General features: G+C 54.3%; 2 tRNA genes and 2 rRNA genes. All 4 read left to right on the top strand.

Annotated elements, in window-relative coordinates:
• Positions 1-141 precede the first annotated feature (141 nt).
• The 4 genes from BN2475_RS15935 (at position 142) to BN2475_RS15950 (ending at position 5,199) form a co-directional block, all read left to right on the top strand.
• Positions 142-1,674: ribosomal RNA gene (locus BN2475_RS15935) — 16S ribosomal RNA — on the top strand.
• 75 nt (positions 1,675-1,749) lie between these two features.
• Positions 1,750-1,826: transfer RNA gene (locus BN2475_RS15940), tRNA-Ile, on the top strand.
• Positions 1,827-1,882: 56 nt separating this feature from the next.
• Positions 1,883-1,958 (top strand) — tRNA-Ala (locus tag BN2475_RS15945).
• 361 nt (positions 1,959-2,319) lie between these two features.
• A 23S ribosomal RNA gene (locus tag BN2475_RS15950) occupies positions 2,320-5,199 on the top strand.
• The 16S and 23S rRNA genes sit together here with 2 tRNA genes alongside, the layout of an rRNA operon.
• The last annotated feature ends 10 nt before the right edge of the window (positions 5,200-5,209 follow it).

Raw genomic sequence — 5,209 nt, forward strand, 5'->3', positions numbered from 1 at the left:
GAGTCTGCGGTCAGGCAAAAGTATCAGAAGCCTCACACAGTAATGAAAGGAAGGTTTGACCGTTGAGAGATGGTTGAACGCTTCGTCAGTACGTTGAGTGAGCGACCGGTTTCGAAAGAAGCCGAAAACAGTAACAGGTTTGAACTGAAGAGTTTGATCCTGGCTCAGATTGAACGCTGGCGGCATGCCTTACACATGCAAGTCGGACGGCAGCGCGGGCTTCGGCCTGGCGGCGAGTGGCGAACGGGTGAGTAATACATCGGAACGTGTCCTGGAGTGGGGGATAGCCCGGCGAAAGCCGGATTAATACCGCATACGCTCTGAGGAGGAAAGCGGGGGATCTTTCGGGACCTCGCGCTCAAGGGGCGGCCGATGGCAGATTAGCTAGTTGGTGGGGTAAAGGCCTACCAAGGCGACGATCTGTAGCTGGTCTGAGAGGACGACCAGCCACACTGGGACTGAGACACGGCCCAGACTCCTACGGGAGGCAGCAGTGGGGAATTTTGGACAATGGGCGCAAGCCTGATCCAGCAATGCCGCGTGTGTGAAGAAGGCCTTCGGGTTGTAAAGCACTTTTGTCCGGAAAGAAAACTTCCGCCCTAATACGGTGGGAGGATGACGGTACCGGAAGAATAAGCACCGGCTAACTACGTGCCAGCAGCCGCGGTAATACGTAGGGTGCGAGCGTTAATCGGAATTACTGGGCGTAAAGCGTGCGCAGGCGGTTCGTTAAGACAGATGTGAAATCCCCGGGCTTAACCTGGGAACTGCATTTGTGACTGGCAAACTGGAGTATGGCAGAGGGGGGTAGAATTCCACGTGTAGCAGTGAAATGCGTAGAGATGTGGAGGAATACCGATGGCGAAGGCAGCCCCCTGGGCCAATACTGACGCTCATGCACGAAAGCGTGGGGAGCAAACAGGATTAGATACCCTGGTAGTCCACGCCCTAAACGATGTCAACTGGTTGTCGGGCCTTCATTGGCTTGGTAACGTAGCTAACGCGTGAAGTTGACCGCCTGGGGAGTACGGTCGCAAGATTAAAACTCAAAGGAATTGACGGGGACCCGCACAAGCGGTGGATGATGTGGATTAATTCGATGCAACGCGAAAAACCTTACCTACCCTTGACATGTACGGAAGTCTGCCGAGAGGTGGATGTGCCCGAAAGGGAGCCGTAACACAGGTGCTGCATGGCTGTCGTCAGCTCGTGTCGTGAGATGTTGGGTTAAGTCCCGCAACGAGCGCAACCCTTGTCCCTAGTTGCTACGCAAGAGCACTCCAGGGAGACTGCCGGTGACAAACCGGAGGAAGGTGGGGATGACGTCAAGTCCTCATGGCCCTTATGGGTAGGGCTTCACACGTCATACAATGGTCGGAACAGAGGGTCGCCAACCCGCGAGGGGGAGCCAATCCCAGAAAACCGATCGTAGTCCGGATCGCACTCTGCAACTCGGGTGCGTGAAGCTGGAATCGCTAGTAATCGCGGATCAGCATGCCGCGGTGAATACGTTCCCGGGTCTTGTACACACCGCCCGTCACACCATGGGAGTGGGTTTTACCAGAAGTGGCTAGTCTAACCGCAAGGAGGACGGTCACCACGGTAGGATTCATGACTGGGGTGAAGTCGTAACAAGGTAGCCGTATCGGAAGGTGCGGCTGGATCACCTCCTTTCCCGAGCCATGCATTACCCATTCAAGTGCTCACGCTTATCGGCTGTGGTAAAGACAGTCACGCAGACAGGCTCCGGGGTCTGTAGCTCAGTCGGTTAGAGCACCGTCTTGATAAGGCGGGGGTCGATGGTTCGAATCCATCCAGACCCACCATCTTTGTCTGTGGTGCAGGCTGGGAGCCCGTGGTCTGGACTTGTCTGTGTACGACCGGGGGATTAGCTCAGCTGGGAGAGCACCTGCTTTGCAAGCAGGGGGTCGTCGGTTCGATCCCGTCATCCTCCACCAATCCTCAATGCGCAGTGTTCTGCAGGAGCAGAGCGTTGCGCATTGGCGATTGAGCCAGTCAGAGCGGTACACAGTTTGACTGTGATATCGGCTGTCGTTCTTTAACAATCAGGAAGAAGTAGTAAAGAGATTCACGAAAGGCACTTGGAGATGGGTGCTGAGTAGGTGAATCAGGGTTGTGATTGTATCGATGTATTTTATAAGTGATCGAGAGATCGCTTTGGAATACGGCGCAACACGAATACTCAACCTGTAGCGTGTGTGTTGGTCAGTCCTTCGGGAACCTGTCCCCTTCGGGGATGGGACCCGCGTAAGCGCTAAAGCGCTAACGCGGGTCGACACAGAGACACACCCGTTATAGGGTCAAGCGAACAAGTGCATGTGGTGGATGCCTTGGCGATCACAGGCGATGAAGGACGCGGTAGCCTGCGAAAAGCGGTGGGGAGCTGGCAAACGAGCTTTGATCCACCGATATCCGAATGGGGAAACCCACCTCTTATGAGGTATCCATGGCTGAATCCATAGGCCATGAGAAGCGAACGCGGTGAACTGAAACATCTAAGTAACCGCAGGAAAAGAAATCAACCGAGATTCCCAGAGTAGTGGCGAGCGAAATGGGAGCAGCCTGTACTCTTTATCTTCATTGTTAGTCGAACGCTCTGGAAAGTGCGGCCATAGCAGGTGATAGCCCTGTAGACGAAAACAGCGAGGAAGAACTGGGTGTACGAGAAGTAGGGCGGGACACGTGAAATCCTGTCTGAAGATGGGGGGACCATCCTCCAAGGCTAAATACTCGTGATCGACCGATAGTGAACCAGTACCGTGAGGGAAAGGCGAAAAGAACCCCGGGAGGGGAGTGAAACAGATCCTGAAACCGCATGCATACAAACAGTCGGAGCCTCGCAAGGGGTGACGGCGTACCTTTTGTATAATGGGTCAGCGACTTACATTCAGTGGCGAGCTTAACCGATTAGGGCAGGCGTAGCGAAAGCGAGTCCGAACAGGGCGTCCAGTCGCTGGGTGTAGACCCGAAACCAGGTGATCTATCCATGGCCAGGATGAAGGTGCGGTAACACGTACTGGAGGTCCGAACCCACTAACGTTGAAAAGTTAGGGGATGAGCTGTGGATAGGGGTGAAAGGCTAAACAAACCTGGAAATAGCTGGTTCTCTCCGAAAACTATTTAGGTAGTGCCTCGTGTATCACCTTCGGGGGTAGAGCACTGTCATGGTTGTGGGGTCCATTGCGGATTACTACGCCATAGCAAACTCCGAATACCGAAGAGTGCAATCACGGGAGACAGACATCGGGTGCTAACGTCCGGTGTCAAGAGGGAAACAACCCAGACCGCCAGCTAAGGTCCCCAAATATGGCTAAGTGGGAAACGAAGTGGGAAGGCTAAAACAGTCAGGAGGTTGGCTTAGAAGCAGCCATCCTTTAAAGAAAGCGTAATAGCTCACTGATCGAGTCGTCCTGCGCGGAAGATGTAACGGGGCTAAGCCATATACCGAAGCTGCGGATGCACAGCGATGTGCATGGTAGGAGAGCGTTCCGTAAGCCTGCGAAGGTGCACTGGAAAGTGTGCTGGAGGTATCGGAAGTGCGAATGCTGACATGAGTAGCGATAAAGGGGGTGAAAGGCCCCCTCGCCGTAAGCCCAAGGTTTCCTACGCAACGTTCATCGGCGTAGGGTGAGTCGGCCCCTAAGGCGAGGCAGAAATGCGTAGCTGATGGGAAGCAGATTAATATTTCTGCACCATTGTGAAATGCGATGGGGGGACGGATCGCGGAAGGTTGTCCGGGTGTTGGAAGTCCCGGTCGCTGCATTGAAGAGGGTGCCCTGGCAAATCCGGGCACAGGACTCAAGGGTGTGGCGCGAGCTTCTTCGGAAGCGAAGCAACTGGAAGGGGTTCCAGGAAAAGCCTCTAAGCTTCAGTTTCACAGTGACCGTACCGCAAACCGACACAGGTGGGCGAGATGAGTATTCTAAGGCGCTTGAGAGAACTCGGGAGAAGGAACTCGGCAAACTGGTACCGTAACTTCGGGATAAGGTACGCCCCTGTAGCCTGACTGGCCTGCGCCAGAAGGGTGAAGGGGTTGCAATAAACTGGTGGCTGCGACTGTTTAATAAAAACACAGCACTCTGCAAACACGAAAGTGGACGTATAGGGTGTGACGCCTGCCCGGTGCCGGAAGATTAAATGATGGGGTGCAAGCTCCTGATTGAAGTCCCGGTAAACGGCGGCCGTAACTATAACGGTCCTAAGGTAGCGAAATTCCTTGTCGGGTAAGTTCCGACCTGCACGAATGGCGTAACGATGGCCACACTGTCTCCTCCCGAGACTCAGCGAAGTTGAAGTGTTTGTGATGATGCAATCTCCCCGCGGCTAGACGGAAAGACCCCATGAACCTTTACTGTAGCTTTGCATTGGACTTTGAACCGGTCTGTGTAGGATAGGTGGGAGGCTGTGAAGTTGGGACGCCAGTCTCAATGGAGCCGACCTTGAAATACCACCCTGATCTGTTTGAGGTTCTAACCCTGTTCCGTGATCCGGATCGGGGACAGTGCATGGTAGGCAGTTTGACTGGGGCGGTCTCCTCCCAAAGTGTAACGGAGGAGTACGAAGGTACGCTAGGTACGGTCGGAAATCGTGCTGATAGTGCAATGGCATAAGCGTGCTTGACTGTGAGACTGACAAGTCGACCAGGTGCGAAAGCAGGTCATAGTGATCCGGTGGTTCTGTATGGAAGGGCCATCGCTCAACGGATAAAAGGTACTCTGGGGATAACAGGCTGATACCGCCCAAGAGTTCATATCGACGGCGGTGTTTGGCACCTCGATGTCGGCTCATCTCATCCTGGGGCTGTAGCCGGTCCCAAGGGTATGGCTGTTCGCCATTTAAAGAGGTACGTGAGCTGGGTTTAAAACGTCGTGAGACAGTTTGGTCCCTATCTGCCGTGGGCGCTGGATATTTGAAGGGGGCTGCTCCTAGTACGAGAGGACCGGAGTGGACGAACCTCTGGTGTACCGGTTGTCACGCCAGTGGCATCGCCGGGTAGCTATGTTCGGAAGAGATAACCGCTGAAAGCATCTAAGCGGGAAACTCGCCTTAAGATGAGATATCCCCGGGGCTTCGAGCCCCTTGAAGGGTCGTTCAAGACCAGGACGTTGATAGGTCAGGTGTGCAAGCGCAGTAATGCGTTGAGCTAACTGATACTAATTGCCCGTAAGGCTTGATCCTATAACCGGTG

This window comes from Paraburkholderia ribeironis, from assembly GCF_900019265.1.
In the GTDB taxonomy this organism is placed as follows: Bacteria; Pseudomonadota; Gammaproteobacteria; order Burkholderiales; family Burkholderiaceae; genus Paraburkholderia; species Paraburkholderia ribeironis.